Origin of the sequence: Acidovorax sp. WCS2018Noco2-16 (assembly GCF_031843945.1) — a bacterium.
In the GTDB taxonomy this organism is placed as follows: Bacteria; Pseudomonadota; Gammaproteobacteria; order Burkholderiales; family Burkholderiaceae_C; genus Paracidovorax.
This window is the reverse complement of record NZ_JAVTJJ010000002.1, coordinates 470,018-492,226: the sequence shown is the minus strand read 5'-3', so window position 1 is coordinate 492,226 and position 22,209 is coordinate 470,018. Positions and strand designations below refer to the sequence as shown.

20 protein-coding genes are annotated in these 22,209 nt (G+C 61.8%); 11 read left to right on the top strand and 9 right to left on the bottom strand.

Annotated features, from left to right (window positions below):
- Window positions 1-52: 52 nt before the first annotated feature.
- Window positions 53-247, bottom strand: a complete 195-nt coding sequence (locus RQI28_RS07660; protein WP_311222011.1) for a hypothetical protein — start codon at window positions 245-247, stop codon at window positions 53-55.
- Here RQI28_RS07660 and RQI28_RS07655 point away from each other — a divergent pair.
- Entirely contained in the window at window positions 246-1,367 is a 1,122-nt protein-coding gene (locus RQI28_RS07655; RefSeq protein WP_311222010.1) for a 3-deoxy-7-phosphoheptulonate synthase, read from the top strand. The two genes, RQI28_RS07660 and RQI28_RS07655, sit on opposite strands and share 2 nt — an antisense overlap.
- Window positions 1,368-1,450: 83 nt before the next feature.
- On the top strand, window positions 1,451-1,762 hold the full coding sequence (locus tag RQI28_RS07650; protein ID WP_311222009.1) for a hypothetical protein: 312 nt from the start codon (window positions 1,451-1,453) through the stop codon (window positions 1,760-1,762).
- Window positions 1,763-1,806: 44 nt separating this feature from the next.
- On the opposite strand, the gene mpl is transcribed toward RQI28_RS07650, so the two are convergent.
- Window positions 1,807-3,216, bottom strand: coding sequence for a UDP-N-acetylmuramate:L-alanyl-gamma-D-glutamyl-meso-diaminopimelate ligase (gene mpl, locus RQI28_RS07645; protein WP_311222008.1), 1,410 nt, complete (start codon window positions 3,214-3,216; stop codon window positions 1,807-1,809).
- A gap of 193 nt (window positions 3,217-3,409) precedes the next feature.
- Here mpl and RQI28_RS07640 point away from each other — a divergent pair, with 193 nt between their 5' ends.
- The 8 genes from RQI28_RS07640 to RQI28_RS19720 all read left to right on the top strand — a co-directional run bounded on the left by RQI28_RS07640 (window position 3,410) and on the right by RQI28_RS19720 (window position 10,958).
- On the top strand, window positions 3,410-4,030 hold the full coding sequence (locus RQI28_RS07640) for a hypothetical protein (protein ID WP_311222007.1): 621 nt from the start codon (window positions 3,410-3,412) through the stop codon (window positions 4,028-4,030).
- Entirely contained in the window at window positions 4,027-4,590 is a 564-nt protein-coding gene (locus RQI28_RS07635) for a TlpA disulfide reductase family protein (protein ID WP_311222006.1), read from the top strand. The genes RQI28_RS07640 and RQI28_RS07635 overlap by 4 nt, the downstream gene beginning before the upstream one ends.
- A gap of 111 nt (window positions 4,591-4,701) precedes the next feature.
- Window positions 4,702-5,154 (top strand): acetyl-CoA carboxylase biotin carboxyl carrier protein, encoded by a 453-nt coding sequence (gene accB / locus RQI28_RS07630; protein WP_311222005.1) that lies wholly within the window; start codon window positions 4,702-4,704, stop codon window positions 5,152-5,154.
- A 125-nt stretch (window positions 5,155-5,279) separates the two neighbouring features.
- Window positions 5,280-6,629 (top strand): acetyl-CoA carboxylase biotin carboxylase subunit, encoded by a 1,350-nt coding sequence (gene accC, locus RQI28_RS07625; protein ID WP_311222004.1) that lies wholly within the window; start codon window positions 5,280-5,282, stop codon window positions 6,627-6,629.
- A 94-nt stretch (window positions 6,630-6,723) separates the two neighbouring features.
- Window positions 6,724-7,620 carry a 50S ribosomal protein L11 methyltransferase gene (gene prmA / locus RQI28_RS07620; protein ID WP_311222003.1) on the top strand — a complete coding sequence of 299 codons (897 nt, stop codon included), beginning with the start codon at window positions 6,724-6,726 and terminating at the stop codon, window positions 7,618-7,620.
- A 67-nt stretch (window positions 7,621-7,687) separates the two neighbouring features.
- The gene (locus RQI28_RS07615) at window positions 7,688-9,199 is read left to right on the top strand and encodes a DUF3426 domain-containing protein (protein ID WP_311222002.1); all 1,512 of its coding nucleotides are present in this window, start codon (window positions 7,688-7,690) and stop codon (window positions 9,197-9,199) included.
- Between the two features lie 25 nt (window positions 9,200-9,224).
- Window positions 9,225-10,136 (top strand): carbohydrate kinase family protein, encoded by a 912-nt coding sequence (locus tag RQI28_RS07610; RefSeq protein ID WP_311222001.1) that lies wholly within the window; start codon window positions 9,225-9,227, stop codon window positions 10,134-10,136.
- Between the two features lie 195 nt (window positions 10,137-10,331).
- On the top strand, window positions 10,332-10,958 hold the full coding sequence (locus RQI28_RS19720; protein WP_404976963.1) for a hypothetical protein: 627 nt from the start codon (window positions 10,332-10,334) through the stop codon (window positions 10,956-10,958).
- Window positions 10,959-11,045: 87 nt separating this feature from the next.
- On the opposite strand, the gene RQI28_RS07600 is transcribed toward RQI28_RS19720, so the two are convergent.
- The 7 genes from RQI28_RS07600 to RQI28_RS07570 all read right to left on the bottom strand — a co-directional run bounded on the left by RQI28_RS07600 (window position 11,046) and on the right by RQI28_RS07570 (window position 20,538).
- Window positions 11,046-12,233: a ribonucleotide-diphosphate reductase subunit beta gene (locus RQI28_RS07600; protein WP_311221999.1), complete on the bottom strand. Its 1,188-nt coding sequence runs from the start codon at window positions 12,231-12,233 to the stop codon at window positions 11,046-11,048.
- Between the two features lie 135 nt (window positions 12,234-12,368).
- On the bottom strand, window positions 12,369-15,341 hold the full coding sequence (locus tag RQI28_RS07595; protein WP_311221998.1) for a ribonucleoside-diphosphate reductase subunit alpha: 2,973 nt from the start codon (window positions 15,339-15,341) through the stop codon (window positions 12,369-12,371).
- Window positions 15,342-15,713: 372 nt separating this feature from the next.
- Entirely contained in the window at window positions 15,714-16,301 is a 588-nt protein-coding gene (ampD, locus tag RQI28_RS07590; protein ID WP_311221997.1) for a 1,6-anhydro-N-acetylmuramyl-L-alanine amidase AmpD, read from the bottom strand.
- Window positions 16,291-17,778, bottom strand: a complete 1,488-nt coding sequence (locus RQI28_RS07585; protein ID WP_311221996.1) for a sigma-54 dependent transcriptional regulator — start codon at window positions 17,776-17,778, stop codon at window positions 16,291-16,293. Before RQI28_RS07585 ends, ampD begins: the two co-directional genes overlap by 11 nt.
- A gap of 15 nt (window positions 17,779-17,793) precedes the next feature.
- Window positions 17,794-19,419, bottom strand: coding sequence for an ATP-binding protein (locus RQI28_RS07580; protein ID WP_311221995.1), 1,626 nt, complete (start codon window positions 19,417-19,419; stop codon window positions 17,794-17,796).
- A gap of 97 nt (window positions 19,420-19,516) precedes the next feature.
- Window positions 19,517-19,744: a PP0621 family protein gene (locus RQI28_RS07575; RefSeq protein ID WP_311221994.1), complete on the bottom strand. Its 228-nt coding sequence runs from the start codon at window positions 19,742-19,744 to the stop codon at window positions 19,517-19,519.
- A complete protein-coding gene (locus tag RQI28_RS07570; protein WP_311221993.1) occupies window positions 19,741-20,538 on the bottom strand; it encodes a cytochrome c biogenesis protein CcsA in 798 nt (265 codons plus the stop codon). The genes RQI28_RS07575 and RQI28_RS07570 overlap by 4 nt, the downstream gene beginning before the upstream one ends.
- An 86-nt stretch (window positions 20,539-20,624) precedes the next feature.
- Here RQI28_RS07570 and ffh point away from each other — a divergent pair, with 86 nt between their 5' ends.
- Window positions 20,625-22,010 carry a signal recognition particle protein gene (ffh, locus tag RQI28_RS07565; protein ID WP_311221992.1) on the top strand — a complete coding sequence of 462 codons (1,386 nt, stop codon included), beginning with the start codon at window positions 20,625-20,627 and terminating at the stop codon, window positions 22,008-22,010.
- The last annotated feature ends 199 nt before the right edge of the window (window positions 22,011-22,209 follow it).

Below are 22,209 nucleotides of genomic sequence, written 5' to 3'. Positions count from 1 at the left end.
TCGCGGCAACGCCTTGCTTTCCGCCCCTCGAAAAGACGTGTTACATTGAATCTCATGCAAGTGCGTAGCGCGTTTTACTTTTGGTTTTGGTTCTCTGTCCCTGGCGGATGAGAGGTAAGCGCGCACCCTGACTGAGCACTACTCCCTGACAACCGCCGAAGCTGAAAAGCCCGGCGGTTTTTTGTTTTCCGCGCCTGTTTTCCCCACCTGTTCTTTCCATCATTTCAATCCACGAGGAAGCAACCATGACGGCTCCTGCCAACACCGCCAGCGATGCCTGGTACCGCAACGTCGAGAAAACCAGCCAGACCGACGACGAACGTATCAAGGACATCACCGTGTTGCCCCCTCCGGATCATCTGATCCGCTTCTTCCCGATTCGCGGGACAGCGGTCGAATCGCTCATCACCGGCACGCGCCAGACCATTCACCGCATCATGGCCCGCCAGGATGACCGGCTGCTGGTCGTCATCGGCCCCTGCTCCATTCATGACCCGGCCGCCGCGCTGGAATACGCCCGCAAGCTCAAGGCGTCACGAGAGCAGTACAAGGACACGCTGGAAATCGTCATGCGCGTGTACTTCGAAAAGCCCCGCACCACGGTCGGCTGGAAGGGTCTGATCAACGACCCCTACTTGGACGAGAGCTACCGCATCGACGAAGGCCTGCGCATTGCGCGCCAGTTGCTGATCGACATCAATCGCCTGGGCGTGCCGGCGGGCAGCGAATTCCTCGACGTGATCTCGCCCCAGTACATCGGCGACCTGATCAGCTGGGGCGCCATCGGTGCGCGCACCACCGAAAGCCAGGTGCACCGCGAGTTGGCATCGGGCCTGTCGGCGCCCATCGGCTTCAAGAACGGCACCGACGGCAACATTCGCATCGCCACCGATGCGATCCAGTCCGCCAGCCGTGGCCACCACTTCCTGTCGGTGCACAAGAACGGCCAGGTCGCGATCGTCAACACCAGCGGCAACCAGGACTGCCACGTCATCCTGCGCGGTGGCAAGGCGCCCAACTATGACGCCGAGAGCGTGAAGGCTGCCTGCGCCGACCTCGAAAAGGCCGGTCTGCCCGCCACGCTGATGGTCGACTGCAGCCACGCCAACAGCAGCAAGCAGCACGAAAAGCAGCGCGACGTGGCACGCGACATCGGCGCGCAGGTCGCGGGCGGCTCGCACAGCGTGTTCGGCTTGATGATCGAAAGCCACCTGACCGCCGGCGCGCAGAAGTTCACGCCGGGCAAGGACCTGGCGAGCGACCTGGAATACGGCAAGAGCATCACTGACGCCTGCCTGGGCTGGGACGATTCGCTGGCCACGCTGGCCGACCTGTCGGCCGCCGTGACGGCGCGCCGCGCTCGCTGAAAACCCGCAGCGGCGTGCCGGGGAGGGCGGTGTAAGCTGCCCTCATCCCGGCCCCAACCATTTCCAGGAAAGCGACTAATCTCATGCCCAGCGAAGTCTTGGTCACCGTGTCATCCCGCCAGCAGTTTCGCTGCGACCTGCAAGGCGCCGAACCCCTGCAACACGAGGCCGCGCGTCGCTGGCTAGACGACGAGTTCAACCGCCTGGAGTGCGAGCCGCTGCGCGCCAGCGGCAAGGTGCTGCTGGCCGACAAGGTGCTGACGGTGGCGCAGGCTGCCGGCCCGGCGCTGCTGGGGGACCAGGAGTGGCTCACCGCCTTCGCGCGCGCCACCAGCGCGGCGCTGGCCAAGCCCATCGTGCATGTGGACCTGCCGGCCATGGCAGTGACTTTTTAAGTCAAATAGGCCTCTAGCGCTTGATGGTAAAGCGCTGGTAGCTATTATTTTGATAGTGATTCAAGCAACTGTGCATGCACGCCGCCAAAGCTGCCGTTGCTCATGCACACCACATGATCTCCCGGGCGCGCTGCCTGGGTGATCTGCTCCACCAGCTCGGCCACGTTGGCAGCGGTGTGGGCGCTATTACCCAGTGGCGCCAGCGCGGCGGCCGCATCCCAGTCCAGGCCTGCGGTGTGGCAGAACGACAGGTCGGCTGCCTCCAGCGCCCAGGGCAGTTGCGCCTTCATGGTGCCCAGTTTCATCGTGTTGCTGCGCGGCTCGAAGGCGGCGAGGATGCGCGCCTCGGGGCCTACACGGCGGCGCAGGCCATCGAGCGTGGTGCGCAGGGCGGTGGGGTGATGGGCGAAGTCGTCGTACACGGCAATGCCGTTCACCGTGCCGCGCAGTTCCATGCGGCGCTTGACGTTGCGAAAGCGCCCCAGCGCAGCCGCCGCGTCGGCCGGTGACACGCCCACATGCTGCGCGGCGGCAATGGCGGCCAGTGCATTGAGCTGGTTGTGCATGCCGCCCAAGGCCCATTCCACGCGGGCCACAGGCTGGTCGCGGTGCAGCACATCAAAGGCATGGGGCTCGCCGCGGGCGGTGAAGTCGCTCACGGCGGTGCCGAAGCTGGCCACCTCGCTCCAGCAGCCGGCGTGCAGCACGCGTGTCAGGCTTTCTTCCAGCCCGTTCACCACTACGCGGCCGGATGGCGGCACGGTGCGCACCAGATGATGGAACTGCCGCTCGATGGCAGCCAGGTCATCGAAGATGTCGGCGTGGTCGAATTCGAGGTTGTTCAGCACGGCGGTGCGCGGGCGGTAATGCACAAACTTGCTGCGCTTGTCGAAGAAGGCGGTGTCATATTCGTCCGCCTCGATCACGAAGACCGGTGCGGCGCCGGAGGGGCCGGCGCCACTCACCGGCCGCCGTGCGGCGCCGAGCCGTGCCGACACGCCGAAGTCCAGCGGCACGCCCCCCACCAGAAACCCCGGCTGCAGCCCGGCGCATTCCAGCACCCACGCCAGCATCGACGTAGTAGTGGTCTTGCCGTGCGTGCCTGCCACAGCCAGCACGTGCCGACCTTGCAGCACGTGTTCAGACAGCCACTGCGGGCCGCTGGTGTAGGGCGCGCCGGCATCCAGAATGGCTTCCATCAGCGCAAATTTGGGCGAGCCGTCAGCCAGGCGCGCGCGGCTGACCACGTTGCCAATGACGTACATGTCCGGCTGCAGCGTCATCTGGTCGGCGCCGTAGCCTTCAATCAATTCGATGCCCAAAGCGCGCAGTTGGTCGCTCATCGGCGGGTACACGCCCGTGTCGCAGCCCGTCACCCGGTGGCCCGCTTCGCGCGCCAGCGCGGCCAGCCCGCCCATGAAGGTTCCGCAAATGCCCAGTATGTGAATATGCATGGGCGCCGATTCTACGGTTGGATATCAAACAGGCCGCTGGCGCTTGTGTATCAAGCGCATGTAGCTATAAAAATAATAGCAAACGGCAAATTGGGAGCCATAAAGCCCCCGATTCTTGCGCTGTCGTCTTGCCGCCGAGGGCAGCCTGCGCCAGGCTTGGCTCCACAATGCAGCCTTGCATCGGAGGCACCCCATGGAAAACGCACTCGCTACCGAGATCGCCAGCACCGCTGCCCGCCTGGTCGTGGAAGAGGGGCTGGAATGGGGCCCCGCCAAGCGCCGCGCCGTGCGGCAACTGGGCCTGCCCACCCGCACACCGTTGCCCGACAACGATCTGGTCGAAGACGCAGTGCGCGAGTACATCGGCCTGTTCTGCGCCGACACCCAGCCGACCGAGTTGCGCGCTCTGCGCGAACTGGCCTTGGTCTGGATGGAGCGCATGGCGCAGTTCCGCCCCTATCTCGCTGGCGCGGTGTGGCATGGCACGGCCACGCGTCTTTCTGATATTTACGTGCAGTTGTTCTGCGATGACTGCAAGTCGGCGGAGATCGCGCTCATCGATCACCACGTCGACTACGAACCCAGGACCGTCACCGGCTTTCGGGGCGAGCCGGTGGAAGCACTCAGCATGAGCAGCATGTCGCTGGCGCTGGGTGAAAACGTTGGCGTGCACTTGCTCATCTACGATCTGGACGACCTGCGCGGCGCACTCAAGCCGGACACCCGGGGCCGCACCCCACGGGGCGATGCCAAGGCCGTACGCCAGTTGCTGGCCGAATCTGCAAACGAAAACGAAGACAATCCCGCTGCATGAATTCACCCATCGCTTCTTCTTCTGCCGCCACGCCCTCCCTTAATTCGCGCCGCTGGCTGCTGGCCGGCATGGGTGGAGCCGCAGCACTGGCCGGGGCTGGCTTGGCCTGGTGGCGGTTTCAGCCACACGCGGTGGCGTCTGAAGCCGAGACCGCATTTTGGGCCTCCAGTTTCACTGGCCCCGGCGGCGAGGGAGTGGCGATGCAGGCCTTTCGCGGCCGGCCACTGGTGCTCAACTTCTGGGCAACCTGGTGTCCTCCGTGCGTGGAGGAGTTGCCGCTGCTGAACACTTTCTATCGCGAGCAGAAAGCCAGGGGCTGGCAGGTGGTGGGCCTGGCGATCGACCAACCCACGGCCGTGCGCCAGTTTCTGCAGCGGTTGCCGCTGGATTTTCCTGTGGCGTTGGGGGGGCTGGGCGGTACCGACCTAGCCAGATCGCTGGGCAACCTGACCGGAGGCCTGCCCTATACCGTTTTGTTCGGTACAGATGGCAACATCTTGCATCGTAAAATGGGGCAGGTTACGGCGGATGACCTGAAAGCGTGGTCTCAACTGGGTTAAGTTGCAGACATTTCTGGTGCGGGATGATGTCCATTGCGCTGGATTCGGCGAACTAGGCCGAAATTAAGGTAAATTCGCGCCTCTTCCGTTTTTTAGGCGCTGGAGCTCCCCATGGATTTGCGAAAACTCAAGACCCTGATCGACCTTGTGTCCGAGTCGAATGTGTCTGAACTGGAGATCACCGAAGCCGAGGGCAAAGTCCGCATTGTCAAGAGCGGTGGGGCGGTCATGCAGCAGTACGTGGCAGCACCTGTGCAGGCCGCTCCGGTGGCGGCCACAGCCGCGGGCACCGCTGCGGCAGCAGAAGCCCCCGCAGCGCCTGCGCAGACGGGCCATATCGTCAAGTCCCCGATGGTCGGCACCTTCTACCGCGCTGCCAGCCCGGGCGCCAAGTCGTTCGTCGAGGTGGGCAGCCAGGTCAAGGAAGGCGAAACGATCTGCATCATCGAAGCGATGAAGATCCTCAACGAAATCGAAGCAGACAAGTCTGGCACCGTGACGCGCATCCTGGGCGAAAACGGCCAAGCGGTGGAATACGGTCAGCCGCTTTTCGTCATCGAGTAAGCCTTGCATGTTTAAAAAGATTCTGGTGGCTAACCGTGGGGCTCGCGCCTTGGCGCGGACGGACGAAGTCCGGCACATTGCCCTGGCACGCGCAGCGTGCGGGCGATCGAGCCGCGGGGGGAACGATGTTTAAAAAGATTCTGGTGGCTAACCGCGGCGAGATCGCCCTGCGGATTCAGCGCGCGTGCCGTGAACTGGGCGTGAAGGCCGTCATGGTGTATTCCGAGGCCGATCGCGACGCCAAGTACGTCAAGCTGGCCGAAGAGGCGGTGTGTATCGGCCCGGCGCCTTCGCCGCTGTCGTACCTCAACATGCCGGCCATCATTTCGGCGGCCGAGGTGACCGACGCGGAAGCGATTCACCCCGGCTATGGGTTCCTGTCCGAAAACGCCGATTTCGCCGAACGGGTGGAAAAAAGCGGGTTCCAGTTCATCGGGCCCACGCCCGAATCGATCCGGATCATGGGTGACAAGGTGTCTGCCAAGCAGGCCATGATCCGTGCCGGCGTGCCCTGCGTTCCGGGCTCCGAAGGCGAGTTGCCCGACGATCCCGTGCAGATCCGCCGCATCGCCAAGGCCGTGGGCTACCCGGTGATCATCAAGGCTGCAGGCGGCGGCGGTGGCCGCGGCATGCGCGTGGTGCACACCGAAGCGGCCCTGGTCAATGCGGTGCAGATGACGAAGGCAGAAGCCGGTGCCGCTTTCGGCAATCCGGCCGTGTACATGGAGAAGTTTCTTCAGAACCCGCGCCACATCGAGATCCAGATTCTGGCCGACAAGCACCGCAATGCGGTGTACCTGGGTGAGCGCGACTGCTCCATGCAGCGGCGCCACCAGAAGGTGATCGAAGAGGCCCCTGCGCCTGGCATCCCCCGCAAGCTGATCGAGCGCATCGGCGAGCGTTGCGTGGCGGCGTGCAAGAAGATCGGCTATCGCGGGGCGGGCACGTTCGAGTTCCTGTACGAGAACGGCGAGTTCTACTTCATCGAGATGAACACGCGCGTTCAGGTGGAGCACCCGGTGACCGAATGGATCACGGGCGTGGACATCGTGAAGACGCAGATCATGGTGGCCGCTGGCGAAAAGCTGCCGTTCACCCAGCGCCAGATCGAGATTCGCGGCCATGCCATCGAATGCCGCGTGAACGCTGAAGACGCCTACAAGTTCACGCCGTCGCCAGGCCGCATCACGACGTGGCATGCACCGGGTGGCCCTGGCGTGCGTGTCGATTCCCACGCGTATACCAACTACTACGTGCCGCCGAATTACGACTCCATGATCGGCAAGATCATCGTGCATGGCGACACCCGCGAAGAAGCGCTGGCGCGTATGCGCACGGCACTGCTGGAAACCGTGATCGAAGGCATCAACACCAACATTCCGCTGCACCGCGAGCTGATGGTGGACGCCAAGTTCATGGCAGGTGGTACCAACATCCACTATCTGGAAGAGTGGCTGGCGCACCATAAGCGCTGAGCGATACGCGCTCAAGACAGACGATGATCTGCATGCTGGCCTCCGGCGACGGACGCCAGCATTTTTGTTGGGCTTTGCCATGAGGAGTGCCGAGATGTTTGAACTGAGCCTGTTGTGCCCTGAAGACCGGGTCGAAACCGTAAGCGATGCGTTCGATGCGCTGGAGGCGCTCAGCGTGTCCGTGGAAGATGCGGACGCGCAGACCGATGCAGAGCAGGCGCTGTTTGGCGAGCCCGGCATGCCACCGCCCAAGGATGGCTGGCAGCGCAGCCGCGTCGTGGCGTTGTTCCCGAACCAGGCCGCTGCAGACGAGGCCCGGCAACTGCTGGAAGCGCAGGATTTCTTCGAAGACTGCGCGGTGCTGGGCGTTGCGCCGGTGCCCGATCAGGACTGGGTGCGGCTGACGCAGTCGCAGTTCACGCCGGTCGAGATCACGCCGGATTTCTGGATCGTTCCCACGTGGCACGAATTGCCTGGGGCGGCTGTGCGCAGCATTCGGCTGGACCCTGGGCTGGCTTTCGGCACCGGCACGCATCCCACCACACGCATGTGCCTGCGCTGGATTGCAAAGCAGGGCTCGGCAAAAGCCGGCAGCACGTTGGGGCGCGTGCTCGACTACGGCTGTGGCTCTGGCATTCTGGCCATCGGCGCGGCGAAGTTCGGTGCATCCGACATCGATGCGGTGGATATCGATCCGGCGGCGGTGGAGTCGACCTTGCAGAACGCAGATGCCAACGGTGTGCAGTTGGCAGCAGGTCTGCCGGATCGCGCGCAAGGCGCTTACCAAACCGTGCTGGCCAATATTCTGGCGACGCCTCTCAAGGTGCTGGCTCCCCTGCTGAGCGGCCATGTCGCCCAGGGCGGGCACCTGGTGCTGGCCGGCATTCTGGAACGCCAGGCGGTTGAACTGCAGCAGGCTTACGCGCCGTATCTTTCGCTGGACGTGGCGGATCAGGAAGATGGCTGGATTTTGATGACGGCTCGTCGTTGAGCCCTGCGTTGCGCAGGGTGGCCATGGTGGCGGTGCACCGGGATTGCGCACCTACAATCCACAGCCGATGAGCCAGATCACACGCTGCCCTGCCTGCGCAACGACCTTCAAGGTCGTCGCCGATCAATTGCGCATCTCTGATGGATGGGTGCGCTGCGGGCAGTGCAAGGAAGTGTTCCACGCCGCGTCGAACCTGCAGGTGGCTCCGTCAGAGCCGCTCTTGCCGGATCTGCCTTTCGACCAATGGGGAACAGCGGAAGACGCGGGCGGGCAGGAGTCGGTGTCCCTGTCGACGCCGCGGGCCGCTGCAGCGCAGGTCTGGGGCAGCGCCAGGTCAGCCGTGGCAGGCTCGCCACCTGTTCCACCCGGCGACATGCCGCTGGTGGCGCCGCTTTCATCGCTCGCCGAAGCAACGCCTGCTGCTCAATCGCCTGTAGTGCCGCTTTCCGTTCCCGCTTTTTTGTCCGCTAACCGGCAGGCTGGCGGCGACCATGTTCCGCCCTGGGACTTGGAGCCCGCCACACGGTTTGGCTGGCGTATTCGCGAGCCAGCTGTTGTTGCGCCTGCGCTGCCCCTGTTGCCCGCTCATTCCGATGTTGCTGCCGCCGCGGGTGAGGCGGCCGGAGCACCTGAACAGTCCCTCGACACCGCTGGCTCGGATTCGGGAGGCTACGAATTGCCTTTTGCCGAGCTGCGTGACTCGGGTTGGCCGGAGGACCTGGAAGACGACGGCGGCAGCCGCCCTGTGGCTGACAGCAGCGTCGAGGACGGGCCTGTCGCGCAGGTGGTGGAAAGTGTTGAGGCGCCCTGGGCCGCTGACCCGCTGGACGCTATGGTCGGGCTGGAAGCGCAGGCCATTGCCGATGCAGGTCCGGTCATGCCCATAGGGCCGGCGCCATTCACTGGTACGGGCCTGTTGCGCAAGGCAGACGCTGGAATTTCGACCGAAGAGACTTCAAGCCCTGTGGCTGTGGTCCCGCCCAAACGATCGACCGAGCTGTCTGGCCGGGCGGTGGCCCTCGCAAAAGACAGGCCTGTCGAGGACGAGTCTGCTGCAGAACAGGAGCCAGGCTTCATTCGTGTGGCGCGGCGCCAGGCATTCTGGCGACGCCCTGCGGTGCGTGTGGCACTCGCTGCAGGGGCGCTGTTGCTGTTGGCGTTCCTCGCTCTTCAGGTGGCGCTGCGCGACCGCGACCGTATCGCCTCGCTTCATCCATTTACCCGACCGGCACTTCAGGCGGTTTGTAGCGCCCTGGGTTGCAGTCTGGCGCCGCCGCGCAGCATTTCAGACGTGGTCATCGACAGCTCGTCCTTCACCAAGGGCCGTGTCGACAGCACGTTTCAGCTGCAACTGGCCCTGAAAAACCGGGGCGCCATGATGGTGGCCATGCCGGCAGTAGAACTGACGCTGACCGATGCACAAGACCAGGCGGTCGTACGTCGCGTGATTCGCGCTGAAGAGCTGGGTGCCCCCTCTACCTTGACGGCTCTAGGCGAATGGGCGGGCGGCGTGTCCCTAGCGGTCAACGCCGACGCGGGCCGTATCACTGGCTATCGTGTGCTGGCCTTCTACCCCTGATTTTTTTGACTGGACTCACTTTTCTATGGCTGCCTTGATTTGCGGTTCTCTGGCGTTCGACACCATCATGACTTTCGAGGGGCGCTTTGCCGAGCAGATACTGCCCGAACAGTTGCACATCCTGAACGTGTCTTTCCTCGTGCCGTCGTTGCGTCGGGATTTCGGCGGCTGTGCCGGAAATATTGCATATAGCCTGAAGCTGCTGGGGGGCGACCCGCGCCCCATGGCCACGCTGGGCACGGACGGCGCCGACTATCTACAGCGGCTGGAGAGCCTGGGTATCGACGCGCGGCATGTGAGTCAGGTGGAAGACACCTACACGGCGCAGGCGCTGATCATGACCGACCGGGACAACAACCAGATCACGGCTTTTCACCCTGGCGCGATGATGCAGGCGCACAGCATCCGCATCGATGCGGATGCCGAGGTGAAGCTGGCCATCATTGCGCCGGATGGACGAGACGCGATGCTGCAGCACGCCGAGCAGTTGGTGCAGGCCGGCATTCCTTTCGTGTTCGATCCTGGCCAGGGCCTGCCGATGTTCAATGGTGAAGAGCTTCGCCGTTTTATCGATCAAGCCAGCTGGGTCACTGTCAACGATTACGAAGGCAAGATGCTGTGTGAGCGCACGGGTTGGAGTCTGGCGGATATTTCGCACCAGGTACGAGGCCTGGTGGTGACACTGGGCGCACAAGGGTGTGAGGTATGGGAGCAGGGCGCGCAGACTCTGGTGACTGCGGTCGATCCGGTGGCAGTTGTCGATCCCACTGGTTGCGGTGACGCGTGGCGGGGTGCATTGCTGTTCGGCCTCGAGCGTGGCTGGCCACTGGGCCAATGCGCGGCGTTGGGTAATCGCCTGGGTGCTTTGAAGATCGCGCAGCTTGGGCCGCAAAACTACGCCCTGGATTTTGCCGCTGCGGATTTGCAGGCCGCGTAAGTCAGCGCTTGCACGACACGCCCTCGGAATGCGCGGGGCAAAAAAAACCCGGTGCAAGCACCGGGTGTTCAAAGACGGTGGCGTCTTCCTGGTTACGGCTTGCCGCCGGTAGGGAAGGGCCATGCGGCTTGCGGGTTTAGCGTGGTCTGTGCTGCCGGAGCAGCTGCCGCAGGGGCAGGCGCCTTGGCGGCCTTCTTGGGCGCTGCTGCCTTCTTGGCTGCAGGTGCAGAAGTAGCCTTCTTCACGGGTGCCGAAGCCTTTTTGGCAGGAGCAGCCTTCTTTGCCGGTGCGGCTGCCTTCTTCGCAGGTGCGGCAGCTTTCTTGACTGGAGCAGCTGCCTTCTTTGCAGGCGCAGCCTTCTTCGCAGGAGCGGCAGCCTTCTTGGCTGGAGCAGCTGCCTTCTTCGCAGGCGCAGCCTTCTTCGCGGGAGCGGCAGCCTTCTTGGCTGGAGCAGCTGCCTTCTTTGCCGGTGTAGCCTTCTTCGCGGGAGCGGCAGCCTTCTTGGCTGGAGCAGCTGCCTTCTTTGCAGGCGCAGCCTTCTTCGCAGGAGCCGCAGCCTTCTTGGCCGGTGCCGCCTTCTTCGCGGGCACAGCAGCTTTCTTCGCTGGAGCAGCCTTCTTGGCCGTTGTTGCCACAGCAGTCTTCTTCTCTGCCGTTACCTTTTTGGCAGTAGAAGTCGTCTTAGCGGGGCTAGCCTTCTTAGCGGCCGGTTTTTTCGCAGTTGCCATCATTTTCTCCTTGGGTCAATTGACAAAGAGCACGCCATGCCTGCATTGGGCACGAAGTGATCCATGGCCATGGGGACACGTCCCATGGTCATGAACGCGGAAACGCCCCGCGTCAGTGGTTCTCTCAAGGAACACTGTCGCAGGGCGTGGAAGAAGTTGCATGGCCTGGAATACCGGAATGCTAGTCCCAGGACAAAGCGCCGCCAGACTGATACTCGATGACGCGTGTTTCGAAGAAGTTACGTTCCTTCTTCAAATCGATCATCTCGCTCATCCAGGGAAATGGGTTTTCTTCGTTGGGGAAGAGCGTTTCCAGGCCGATCTGCGTGGCGCGACGATTGGCGATGTAGCGCAGGTAACCCTTGAACATCGACGCGTTCATGCCGAGTACGCCGCGAGGCATGGTGTCTTCGGCATACTGGTATTCCAGTTCAACAGCCTGCATGAAAAGGCCCTTGATCTCGTCCTTGAACTCGGCGGTCCAGAGCTGGGGATTTTCCAGCTTCAACTGGTTGATCAAATCGATGCCAAAGTTGCAGTGCATCGATTCGTCGCGAAGGATGTATTGGTACTGCTCGGCCGCACCCGTCATCTTGTTCTGACGACCCAGTGCGAGGATCTGCGTGAACCCGACATAGAAGAACAAGCCTTCCATCAGACACGCAAAAACGATCAGTGACTTCAGCAGCGTCTGATCGGTTTCGTGGGTACCGGTCTTGAAGTTCGGGTCGCTGATCGCTTCGATAAACGGGATCAGGAACTCGTCCTTGTTGCGGATGGAGGCGACCTCGTTGTAGGCGTTGAAGATTTCGCTCTCATCGAGACCGAGCGACTCGACGATGTATTGGTAAGCGTGCGTGTGGATCGCCTCTTCGAAGGCCTGGCGTAGCAGGAACTGGCGGCACTCTGGCGCCGTGATGTGGCGGTAGGTGCCCAGCACGATGTTGTTGGCGGCCAGCGAGTCGGCGGTCACGAAGAAGCCGAGATTGCGCTTGATGATGCGACGCTCATCTTCGGTCAGACCGTTCGGGTCTTTCCACAGCGCGATGTCGCGCGTCATGTTGACCTCTTGTGGCATCCAATGATTGGCGCAGGTGGCGAGATACTTTTCCCAGGCCCACTTGTACTTGAACGGCACCAGTTGGTTGACGTCGGTCTGGCCGTTGATGATGCGCTTGTCGGCGGCGTTCACGCGACGTGCGACCGGTGCCGCAATGGCCTCGGCAGGTTGCTTGGCCTCGACGGACAACTGTGTTGCTGCAGGGCTTTGGGAAGCTGCCGGAGAAGGCTCTGCAGGGCGGTAGCCAGATAGGCCGCCGTCCAGTTGTTTTTGCGATGAGGGCTTGACTTCTTCGTCCCAGGTCAGCATAGGTTTTCCAGTGCTCTGATTATGGAAGCAGCGCTGCAAAATGAAAAGCGCTGCGCGTTGTGCTGCCGTGATTTGTTGCTCTACAGCACATGCCAAACAGTGCGGATTTCTCGGCGCTGCTTGGCATGGTGATCGTCACTGGCAGGCTTCGCAGGTAGGGTCGTCGATGGCGCAGAACTTCACGTCGGTCGCGGGCAGCGATGCGGCTTGCGCCTGAGCGGTGGCCGCGGCTGCTTCCATCGCGCTGGGCGCTCCAGCGAGCGTCGCGGAGGCATGGCTCGCACCTTCTTCGCTCCCCGATGCCACGGAGTTCAGCTGGCGGTTGTTCACCGTGCTCATCTCGACATGGGTCGCGCTCTGCGTGCGCAGGTAATAGGTGGTCTTCAGTCCGCGGATCCATGCCAGCTTGTACGTGTCGTCGAGCTTCTTGCCCGATGCGCCAGCCATGTAGATGTTCAGGCTCTGGGCTTGGTCGATCCATTTCTGGCGGCGCGAGGCGGCTTCCACCAGCCACGAAGGGGCCACTTCGAAAGCGGTGGAATACAGCGCCTTGATGTCCGCAGGCACACGGTCGATGGGGTGCAGCGATCCCTTGAAATGTTTGAGGTCCATGATCATCACGTCGTCCCACAAGCTCAGGCGCTTGAGGTCGCGGACCAAGCCGCCGTTGATGACCGTGAATTCACCGGACAGGTTGGACTTGACCGAGAGGTTGCCGAACGAAGGCTCTATGGAGGCGTCCACGCCAATGATGTTGGAGATAGTGGCCGTGGGGGCAATGGCAACGCAATTGGAGTTGCGCATGCCGTCCTGTGCAATCTTCTTGCGCAGTGCATCCCAGTCCAGCGTGGACGAGCGGTCCACTTCCACGTAGCCGCCGCGTGCCTTGGCGAGCATGTCCAGCGTATCGAAGGGCAGAATGCCCTGGTCCCACAGCGAGCCTTTGTAGCTTGTGTACTGGCCGCGTTCCTTGGCAAGTTCGGTCGATGCCCAGTAAGCGTAGTAGCAGATGGCTTCCATCGACTTGTCGGCAAATTCCACCGCCGCCTGCGATGCATAAGGAATGCGCAGTTCGTACAGGCTGTCCTGGAACGCCATGACACCCAGGCCTACCGGGCGGTGGCGCATGTTGGAGGCGCGGGCCTTCTCGACGGCGTAGTAGTTGATGTCGATGACGTTGTCGAGCATGCGCATGGCCGTAGTGATGGTGCGCTTGAGCTTGTCGTGGTCCAACACGAGTGTGCCAGCCTCTTCAGGCGCGCCAACCGGTGCTTTCTTCAGATGCTGCAGCAGGTTCACGGAACCCAGATTGCACACCGCAGTTTCGGTATCGCTGGTGTTCAGCGTGATCTCGGTACACAGGTTGGACGAATGCACCACGCCCGCGTGTTGCTGTGGCGAGCGCACGTTGCAGGCGTCTTTGAACGTGATCCAGGGGTGGCCGGTCTCGAACAGCATGGTCAGGATCTTGCGCCACATATCGGTGGCCTGCACCGTCTTGGCGGGTTTGATCTCGCCGCGGGCGGCCTTCTCTTCGTAAGCGACATAGGCCTTTTCAAAGTCAGCGCCAAACAGGTCGTGCAGATCGGGCACGTTGGAAGGCGAGAACAGCGTCCAGGTCCCCTTTTCCATCACGCGGCGCATGAACAGATCGGGAATCCAGTTGGCAGTGTTCATGTCGTGCGTGCGGCGGCGGTCGTCGCCGGTGTTCTTGCGCAGTTCCAGGAACTCTTCAATGTCCAGATGCCAGGTTTCGAGATACGTGCAGACGGCGCCCTTGCGCTTACCACCCTGGTTCACGGCCACGGCCGTGTCGTTCACCACCTTGAGGAATGGCACCACGCCTTGCGATTCGCCGTTGGTGCCCTTGATATGCGAGCCCAGAGCGCGAACGCGGGTCCAGTCGTTGCCCAGGCCGCCAGCGAACTTGGACAGCAGCGCGTTTTCCTTGATGGACTCGTAGATGCCGTCGAGATCGTCCGGCACGGTCGTCAGGTAGCAGGATGACAGCTGCGAACGAAGCGTGCCGCTGTTGAACAGCGTAGGCGTGCTCGACATGAAATCGAAGGAGGACAGCACCTCGTAGAACTCGATGGCGCGTGCTTCCCGATCAGATTCATTGAGCGAAAGGCCCATGGCAACACGCATGAAAAACGCCTGCGGCAATTCGATGCGGGTTTTGCGAACATGCAGGAAGTAGCGGTCGTACAGGGTCTGCAGGCCCAGGTAATCGAACTGAAGGTCACGTTGCGCATTGAGCGCCTTGCTGATTCTGCCGAGGTCGAACTCCAGCAGGCGCGGGTCGAGCAATTCGTTGTCGACGCCCTTCTGGATGAATTCGGGGAAATAAGCTTCATAGGCCTCGCTCATTTCAGCAGCGGCCACGTCGCGCCCCAGCACTTCTCGCACGATGGTGTGCAGTAGCAGGCGGGCCGTGGCATAGGTGTAATCGGGGTCTTTTTCGATCAGAGTGCGTGCGGCCAGAATGGAAGCCTTGTAGACCTCATCCATCGGCACACCGTCATACAGATTGCGCATCGTTTCTGCCACGATGGGGGCCGCATTGATGTCATCGCCCAGATTGGCGCAGGCGGATTCGATCAGCTGGTGCAGGCGCAGGATATCCAGATCCACGCGCTGACCGTTGTCGATCACGTGCAGCGTGGACAGGGCCGGTGCCAGCTTCTCTTGTTGCTGCACACGTTCCTGGGAGCGCCGCTCGCGGTAGAGAACATAAGCGCGGGCGACTTCGTGATGGCCGCCCCGCATCAAACCGAGCTCGACCTGATCCTGCACATCTTCAATGTGGAAGGTGCCGCCATGAGGGCGCGAGCGAATCAAACCACGCACCACGGCTTGCGTCAGCGCATCCACTACTTCTCGCACACTGGCCGAAGCGGCGCCCTGCGTGCCGTGCACTGCCAGAAACGCTTTCATCAAGGCGACGGCAATCTTCTGTGGCTCGAAAGGCACGACCGCGCCGTTGCGGCGGATGATCTGGTAGTGAGACAGGGTGTTCGACGTGGGCATGCCGCTGGACTCGTCGATTTCCGACGGTGATTGCGTGCGGTTGACGTCAAGGGATGGGGTGTTCAGCGCAGCTTGCATCGGTTCCTCTGTGGCTGTCGGGGAAGGGGCTATGCGGGCTTGGATTGCCGCATTGCACAAAAAATGTCTTGGGCAGCGAGTGCCGTTCAACACTATATCTGGGGTGTGGGGGTAGCGCAAGACACTACCTATGGTGTGTCTTGCGAGGTGTGAGGTTTTGGCGTTGCCGTCAAAAACTGACTGCTTTCACGGAGGGCGCAGGCCTTTTCGTACCGCGTGGGGCGCTATTCTGGCAGCACTTCGGGCGTCTGAAAGGATTTGGCCAAGTTAGTTGGTAGAGGTCGGCATCCCTGTGTGACCGTGCCGCGATTTTCAAAGTTCGACGGGCTGTTGGCTCACCGCGACATCGCTAAAGCTGCCCGAGACAGAGGGTTAACCTGGCGGGAATCGATCTGCCGGCCACGCAAGTTGGCGACGGAGTTGCGACCAGTCGAACCCCGGGCCCGGATCTTGTTTGCGTCCGGGCGCGACATGCTCGTGGCCTGCAATGTGCGCAATGGGAAACCGGTTCGCAAGATCGGCACACAACTGGGTCAGCATGTCGTACTGCTGCGGCTCAAACGCAAGTCCCTCCAGCCCTTCCAGTTCAACGCCGATAGAGTCATCGTTGCAATTGGTGCGGCCACGGTATGACGAAGGCCCCGCGTGCCACGCTCGCTGCAGACAATCCACGAATTGCCACAGCGTTCCGTCGCGCCGGATCAGGAAGTGCGCGGAAACTTCAAGGCCTCGAATGGTCTGAAAGTAGGGGTGGGCGTTCCAGTCCAATGTGTTGGTGAACAGTTGGGGAATAGCATGGCCCCCGAACTGACCAGGCGGCAGGCTGATGGAATGCAACACGATCAGATCGATTACCGCACCTTCAGGCCGCTCGCCGAAATTCGGCGATGCCTGGCGGCAGGCCGGGAGATACCAGCCTCCATTCCACGGCACATTGGCCGAAATGACTTCACTGACCATCGTCTGGACTTTCGCTGGAGTGGGGGGTGGCGATGTTCAGTCGATCGATTCGATAGCGTATTTGCCGTAGGCTGATTCCGAGTTTCGCGGCCGTGGCAGTGCGATTGAACCCTGTCTCCCGCAGCGCACGGACGAGAATCTCTCGCTCCTGCAGATCTAGCCAGGCTTGAAGATCGGAGGGCAAGTTTGCGGGCGTGCCGATTGCAGGTCGAGTCAAGGCGGCCGATGTAACTTCACCGGATGTCACGCTGGTCAATGCTGGGGGCACGTCAGCAGAGGGCGCTGGATTCTCCACGAACAGGTCGTCCCCATCGCTCAGAGCGACGGCGCGATGGAGCAAGTTTTCAAGCTCCCGGACATTGCCGCTCAGCGGGTACTGTGCGATCCGATGCAGTGCGTCGTCTGTCAGCCGGGGTATGGAGGTGCCCGACTCCTGGCCGATGCGACTGAGCAGCGCCGTGCAGAGCGCCGGCAGATCCTCACGTCGTTCCCTTAACGGCGGAATCAGCAATTCGATCACGTTCAGCCGGTAGTAGAGGTCCTGCCTAAATCGGCCAGCCTGAACATCCGCGGCCAGGTCACGGTGGGTGGCACTGACTATGCGCACATCGACAGTTTCTTCCTGTGTCGATCCGAGCGGCCTCACAGAACGCTCTTGAATGGCGCGCAATAACTTGGATTGCATCGCCAGAGGCAGGTCGCCGATCTCGTCGAGAAACAAAGTGCCGCCACGAGCAGCCTGGAAATAGCCGTCACGGTCCTGCGATGCCCCGGTATAGGACCCCTTGCGGGCGCCGAAGAATTCAGCCTCGAGCAGATTTTCTGGAATGGCTCCGCAATTCACCGCGACCAGCGAACCTTCGCTGCGTTGGCTGCTCGCATGCAGCGCACGCGCGACCAGTTCCTTGCCCGTGCCGGACTCACCACGGATCAGCACAGGCGCCATGCTGCGAGCCACCTTGGCAATGCGCTGTTTGACGCTCTGCATTGCAGCGGATTCACCGACCAGCCGCTCCAGCGCGGCCGCAGGCAGTACTGCTTCGGAGGTGCTGGCGGCATTGCGTGATGCGCTGGCGCCACGGCCAAATCTTGTAGTGGCAGCAAGTCCGGGATCCTGCACAGCAGAAGCAACCACCGATCGAAACTGTCTTAGATCCACCGGCTTGGTCAGGTAATCAAACGCACCACAGCGCAGAGCCTCAACGGCATTTTCAGCAGAGCCGTAGGCTGTCATGACTACGCAGCGTTCCCGGCGGTTCTGACTGCGCAAGTCCTGCAGCAATTCCATGCCGAAGCCATCCGGAAGCCGCATGTCGGTGATAACTGCATCGAACCGCTTGGCCTGTAGTTGAGCGCGCGCCTCCGCAACGCTGGAGGCTGTCTCAACCCTGTAACCTTCGCGCAGCAGCGTCAGTTCATACAGCGTTCGCAAATCAGGTTCGTCATCGATGACGAGAATGGAGGCAGCAGCGTTCATGGCTCGGCAGTGGCGTCAGACCATGATTGTGTCAAACAGAGCGCCGGTTCCTGCGGTGGGTCGCATGGTATGGCGGAAATTCACCAAGAATGCGTTGCCACTCACCGTGCCGCGATCGGGTAAATCCCTGGATGCACGCTGGTAGCTGATGGAGGCGCCATGCCGTTGACACAGTTCGCGGCAGATGTACAGACCTAGACCGCTGGAGCGGCTCTCCGAGGAAAAGAATGGCTCGAAAAGGTGGCGCTCCACCGATTTTTCCATCGGTGCGCCGTCGCTCCACACCTGAAGACTCATATGGCCGGACGCGGTGACGCGGGTTTCCACATAGAGAGAGTCGGGGTGCTGGCCCATGTATCGCAGAGCGTTGTCCAGCAGGTTGACCAGCACTCGCCTGAGGTGATCCGCGTCGAATTCGACTTGTACGCCTCCTGCTTTCAACGACATCAGAGCCTTGCGCCGGGTAGGTGCCTGCGCCTGCCAGTCGTGCCAAATCTGCGCCACGGCATCGTCCAGAGCCAGCATGGCTGCAGGCGCGTGGCTGATCTGGTGCTGTACACGCGCAATGTCCAATACTTCTTCTGCGATGCGTGCCAGCCGGTCAGCGTTCTGTTGCACCATGTGCGTCAGCCGCCGATGGGCGGGGTCAGCAAGGTCTTCCTCGAGCAGTGCGTTGGCCTGCATGATCGCTGCCAGCGGGTTGCGTATTTCGTGCGCGACCGCCGCTGACATCCGTCCCATGGCGGCAAGTTTTTCAGTGCGAAGGCGCGCCTCCATTTCCCGCAAATCGTGAAGGAACATCACGCAAAGCGGCTCCTCCGTCGCTAGACCCCCAGCATCGTGCTGGCTAGGGGTGAGCCAGGTTCGGACGCGAAGACCGACTGGGCGTTGGCCCGTCTGCAGAATGTCCACATCAGCCGACTGTGGTTGCTCACGCCGGAATGTGCGTTGCACCATCGTCACCAAAGGTGCCCAATCGGCAGTGTTGGCCAATGCAAAAGGCACAGCTATTAGTGCATCGTGGCTGAGTAACTGCAATGCGGCCGGATTGGCCATTCGCACGATGTCATCGTGGTCAAGCACGACGACGCCATCGGCCAAGTTCTGGATGATGCGTGCGCTGACCGCTTCCTGAGCCCGAGCGGCCATCTGGCTCACTTGGGCCGCATGTTGAACGCTGGTCAGTCGTGTCGCCAACTGGTGAACCAGATACGCAACGATGAAGTAGCCGGTGCCGGTGAGCGCTGCTTGCAAGTAGCGCTGAGTCAGGTCGACGCCCGCCTTGTCGCCTATCCACCAGACCCACGCTAGGGAGAGCAAAGTTGCCCCTGCCGTCGTTCCGAGTGCCAGTGTCAGCGTTCCCAGAACGCTGGCCATGAGGATCGGCAGGCCAAAGAGCGGCGCGAAATTCATGGCACCGACGTGAAGAGCCTGCAAGGCAGTGACCATAGCCAGGTCCACGCCAATGGACGGCAGCCAGTGTGGGCCTGCGTGTGGCTGTGGTGGAGCGCGTCGCGCCCACACGCGCAGAGTGGCTGTGGCGACGACGTAAGCGGCGCACAGCGCCAGCAGCATGGGCTCGTGGGTCTGGTTCAGTACGACGCTGAGCCCTTGCAGGAACAGCAGGGCCAGTGCCACCATGACGCGGCCTGTCAGAAAACCATGCCACAGCCGGAGGAACGGCCCGTCTGCGGGGCGTGGACGTAGAGACGTCAGCACGGGACGACCGATGCCTTTTTCAACCGGGGCCCTGGTGCAGATGACTGCGGCTGCAGTAGGTTCGTTCCTCTTGCAGTAGCGCTTCGGACTGCGGAACGTGCATGCCGCAGTGGGCGCACGCCACCATTTTGTCAACGGGAAGCGCGACGGGCGGACGTGGCTTGACGGTTTCATGGGGTTTGCGGCGCTGATTGCGCCATATAGCCCAGGCAACCACCAACAGCACGGCCAGCAGCACATACTTCATAGAGCGCGTCCCAAAACGACTTCCAGTACGAACCGGGATCCCACGTAAGCCAACAGCAGCAGCGCCGCTCCAGCATACAGAACGCGCACCGCGCCGCGTCCGCGCCAGCCGAACCGTGAGCGTCCGATCAGCAAGATGGCGAAAGTGATCCATGAGAGCAGCGAGAAAACAGCCTTGTGGTCCCACCGCCATGCGCGGCCGTACAGCATTTCGCCGAATAGTCCGCCCGCAATCAATGTGGCTGACAGCACCACGAACCCCGCCATCACGAAGCGGAAAGTCAGGCGCTCCAGTGCCAGCAGGGGAATGCCGCTGTGCGATTCCGACGCAAGACGGATATGGCGTTCCGCACGAGTCATCAACCACGCGTGGATCACCGCAGCGGCGAACAAGCCATAGGATGCAATGCCCAATGCCAGGTGAAGGGGCAGCCATGGCGAAGCTGTGACATGCAGTGGCTGGCCAGGAAACACCATTGCCAAAATGACTGTGGCAGCGCCGAGGGATGCCAAGGTCCAGCGGGCCTGCATCTGTGGAAAAAGCTGCCGCTCGACCACATAGGCAGTCAGTACCAGCCATGCTGTCATGGACAGCGCAGGAGCAAAGCCGAAGTGCGGCGTCTGGCCCAGAAGACCCCAAACCAGTACTGCGCCGTGCAGTACCCATGCCAGCAAAAGCGCCAGTCGCCCTCTCTCGGCACTCAAGCGCGCGGCTGCCGCCGCAGGCATCGCGTAAGCCGCCGCAGCGGCCAAGGCCAGCAGCCAGCCGGGAACAGACGCGCTGGGTAAAATCATGGGATCACAGTTTAGCCTTTCGCCCGCCTTCGGCAGGCAAGGCAGCCGGCAGCGACTGACTGGCCGGCACATCAGAAAATATCGCTATGGCCTCCGCTCTTACCGAAAAACTCACGCGACTTGTCAAAGAGATGCGGGGCCAGGCCCGCATTACTGAATCCAACGTCCAAGACATGCTGCGTGAAGTTCGCATGGCATTGCTGGAGGCCGACGTGGCCCTGCCGGTGGTGCGTGACTTCATCGCTCGAGTCAAGGACAAGGCGTTGGGTCAGGAGGTGCTGGGTTCGCTCAAGCCGGGACAAACGCTGGTTTCCATCGTCAACCGCGAATTGGCGGCCACGATGGGAGAGGGCATTGCCGACATCAACTTGGCGGCTCAGCCACCTGCCGTCATCTTGATGGCAGGCTTGCAAGGTGCAGGCAAGACCACCACGACCGCGAAGCTGGCCAAGCACCTGATTGAGAAGCGTAAAAAGAAGGTGCTCACCGTGTCTGGCGACGTGTATCGCCCGGCCGCCATCGAGCAGTTGAAGACGGTAACCAAACAGGCCGGCGCTGAGTGGTTCCCCAGCACCGCTGAGCAGAAGCCGCTCGACATCGCCCATGCGGCGCTGGATTACGCGCGCAAGCATTTCTTCGACGTGCTGCTGGTAGATACCGCCGGCCGTCTGGCGATTGATGAAGTGCTGATGCGAGAGATACAGGATCTGCATGCTGCGTTGAAGCCTGTCGAGACCCTGTTCGTCGTTGATGCCATGCAGGGGCAGGATGCCATCAATACGGCCAAGGCGTTCAAGGCGGCCTTGCCACTGACGGGCATCGTGCTTACCAAGCTCGATGGGGATTCACGCGGTGGCGCGGCGCTGTCCGTGCGGCAGGTAACGGGCGCGCCCATCAAGTTCGCCGGCGTTTCCGAAAAGATCGATGGCCTCGAGGTTTTCGATGCCGAGCGCCATGCAGGCCGCATCCTGGGCATGGGCGACATCGTCGCCCTGGTAGAGCAGGTTAGTGCCGGTGTCGATATGGAAGCCGCGCAGAAGCTGGCAGCCAAGGTCAAAAGCGGCGACGGCTTCGATCTGAATGACTTTCTGTCGCAGTTGCAGCAGATGAAGCAGATGGGGGGGCTGTCGAGCTTGATGGACAAGCTGCCGGCTCAGCTGACAGCCAAGGCGGGTCAGGTCGATATGGACAAGGCAGAGAGAGACATTCGCCGCAAGGAGGGCATCATTCAGAGCATGACTCCGCTGGAGCGCCGCAAGCCCGAGCTCATCAAGGCAACACGCAAGAAGCGAATTGCGGGCGGTGCTGGCGTGCAGGTGCAAGAGGTCAACCGGCTGCTCAACGAATTTGAGCAGATGCAGGGAATGATGAAGAAGATGAAGGGCGGTGGCCTGATGAAGATGATGAAAAAGATGGGGGCCATGAAGGGCGGTCTTCCCGGTATGGGTGGCGGCGGCATGCCCCGGTTTTGAAGTACTGCTCTTGGCTGTGCAAACATTCAGTTTGACCGCCACGTCAGTAAAGCCATCCCAAACAACAACGCCCCGCATTGCGGGGCGTTGTTGTTTGGGCGGCAGCCGCCCCGACAGTGCTTTGGCGCAGATGCATGTGGAAAGAAAAAATGCCCGTCAGGCTTGCGCCTGCGGGCATCTTGAGTGGTGCACTAATTAA